Annotated in this window: 2 protein-coding genes; both read right to left on the bottom strand. The window is 59.4% G+C overall.

The window, feature by feature from the left end; genetic code table 11:
- Window positions 1-13: 13 nt before the first annotated feature.
- Window positions 14-1192, bottom strand: a complete 1179-nt coding sequence (locus ABID19_RS34170; protein WP_354494851.1) for a recombinase zinc beta ribbon domain-containing protein — start codon at window positions 1190-1192, stop codon at window positions 14-16.
- Between the two features lie 58 nt (window positions 1193-1250).
- The gene (locus tag ABID19_RS34165; RefSeq protein ID WP_354494850.1) at window positions 1251-2120 is read right to left on the bottom strand and encodes a recombinase family protein; all 870 of its coding nucleotides are present in this window, start codon (window positions 2118-2120) and stop codon (window positions 1251-1253) included.
- Between the last annotated feature and the right edge of the window lie 513 nt (window positions 2121-2633).

Below are 2633 nucleotides of genomic sequence, written 5' to 3'. Positions count from 1 at the left end.
GTCCGCGAATGCTTCATGATGCACCTTTCTTTGATCGCCTGGTCCGTTGCAGCCGGCGTTGAAGTTGATCGATCTGGTCGCTGGAAAGGCTGATCTGCCAGGGCTGGCCTTTCGTGCTTTGCCGACCGTGGACAAGGCCCTGGGCGAGGTAGTCGAAGATGGTCTGAGCCGTCACGCCGATTGCAGCGGCTGCGCCCTGTACAGAGTAGGTTCCATCAGGCCAGCGCGGCGGATTGGCTGCGACGCCGTTGATCTTGGCTGTCGGGATTCCCCAACGGTGGCGTAAGAGCCAGATGTTCTCATAGCTGAACAGCTTGCCTCGCGCCGAGCGGATGCCCTCGTCATTCAATATTTTCGCGATTTGCCTGTCCATATCGCCCGCAGCATTGAGTTGCGTGATCCGCTCACGCACAAGCTCGAGTTCGCCATAGTCTCGATCGTAAGATTGAACTCGGCGTTGGGTTTGATGCTCGCTGGTTGCGCCGGTCTGCCAAAGAATCCTGATGACGACCTGGCCGCGTATCTTCTTCTGGTCGAGAACGACCTCCTGCACGATGAAGCGCAAGATACGTTTGCGGTCTTCTGGCTGCGTGGTTTCTGAGTGCCAGATAGCCGGCAAATTCTCGGCGAGTTCCTGAAGCGCCGCGTGATCCTGTGCCTGTAATACCAAGGGCTCTCGGTCTCTCCACCGCCGATATTCCTGCTCGATCTCATCGACCAAGCGCAGCTTGTCTTCCCACGTCTTTTCCAGGGTTCTGGCGACGAGACGATTTTCCGGTTCCACGGTGTCGTATTGTCGTCGAGCCCGCTCGGCGTCATACCGCGCACGTTCCCGCCGTAGCGCCCATTGTTTCTCGAGGCTTCGCGTTTCCTCCGCAATCTCGTCGAGCGCAGCGATGGCGATGGCGATTTGGTCGGGTTCCAATGCCTTCAGGAGGGTCCGGGCGACCAGTTCATCTACTGCGGGCGCCCGAACCTCCTGACAGAGAGAGCTGCCGGTCTGGTTGCGGTCCGCCAGGCAGCAGTAGACGGGGCATGCACTGTCGGGGCCGCTGTAGCGCACGGTCATCCGCCGTCCGCACTGGCCGCAGACCGCTAAGCCCTGCAGCAAAGCAATGCCCTTGCGTGGCGCGCCGCGGTGGCCGGCCTCGTATCGATTGGTGTTGTCGGCGAGGCGTCTCTGATTGGCCATGAACTCCTCCCAGTTAATATAACCAGGGTGTGCGTCTTTGATGCAAACCTCCCAGTCGTCAATGGCCACCTTCGAGGTTGCGCGGTGCGAACCTGGACCATGGCGGACCGCATTTTATTCGGCGCCGGCCGTAGACATATGCGCCGGCATAGGCCGGGTTGTGCAAAATATGATGGACGTGGGCGATGGTGGCGTCTCGCCACACCAACTCGTGGGGCGACGGCCCGCGAAGCGGCCGCACCGGTACGCGTAGGTCGTGCGTGCGCAGGTAACGCATAACGCGTCGCGCGGTCTGAAGCTCTCTAAATTTGTCGAAGATCAGACGCAGCCGAGCCTGAACCTCTTCATCAGGGTTGAACACGATTTGGCCGGAGCGGTTGTAGGTCAAGCCACCTGGCAGCGGTATGCGAAGCTCGCCTCGCGCAGCCTTCTGCCGCTCCCCTTGGTGCAGGCGGATGCGGATCTGGTGCAACTCCGCTTCACTCATGATCCCCGAGAGCCCTAACAGTAACCGGTCGTGATAGGCGCAGGGATCGTAGAGGCGCTCGCCATCGGCGATGATAACGCCGAACAATGAACACAACTCGAGGAGTTGATGCCAATCCCGGTTGTTGCGGGCCAATCGAGATGCATCGAGGCTGACCACCAGACCCGCGTTGCCGAGCCCGATCTCGGCGATGAGCCGTTGGAAGCCGCCACGCTCGACTTGGCCGCTTCCCGATTTTCCAAGATCCTCATCGATGACGACGACACGATCCGGCGGCCAGCCCAATCTGACGGCGCGGTCCACCAAGCTGTACTGAAGTTCGGTGCTTTCCTGATGGTGGCGCACCTGGTTTATCGAGGATTGGCGCACATACACGTAAGCGAACTTTGAACGCCGGACGGCCGTGAGCCGCTCGTCAGAACTGCTCGGAACAGCCAACATCAAACCGCTCCCTCGCCGCTGGCCCGTTCGGCGGCATCCGGCGCATCAGAGTCGCGAGCATCTGCGCGACTTGATGCTGAGATACCGGTGGGAGACTGTTCCAAAGGCTGGGCGTATCTGGCTTGATCCTTGCCAATGGAACACTGGTCTCCGGTAGAGACAGGGCAATCCGATGCGCCAAAGCATGAGCAACCATCGCAACTCGCCATTGAGTTACCAAAGGTGATTCGCGCATAATACACTAAAGGAAGCAAAGTCCGAACGGATATTAACTTTCCCGCCACGCTGCGATGTTCACGATCATCATCGATAACAGGCGACAAATCCGTCACTGACCGGCGGATATTACGTGACCGTCCATCCGGAAGGCGGATGACAATAAAGGCAGGTCCGCGCCCAGACCGAAGTGATGCCACCTCAAACCGCTGTCCACACAGCGCATGTCCACGGTCAACTACCGTGACATGAGACACCAACCGATCAACAACAGGGGTATCCTGCGTTGCTTGGGTC

Source organism: Mesorhizobium robiniae, assembly GCF_040545535.1.
Taxonomy (GTDB): Bacteria; Pseudomonadota; Alphaproteobacteria; order Rhizobiales; family Rhizobiaceae; genus Mesorhizobium; species Mesorhizobium robiniae.
This window is presented reverse-complemented; position numbering and strand designations above follow the sequence as displayed.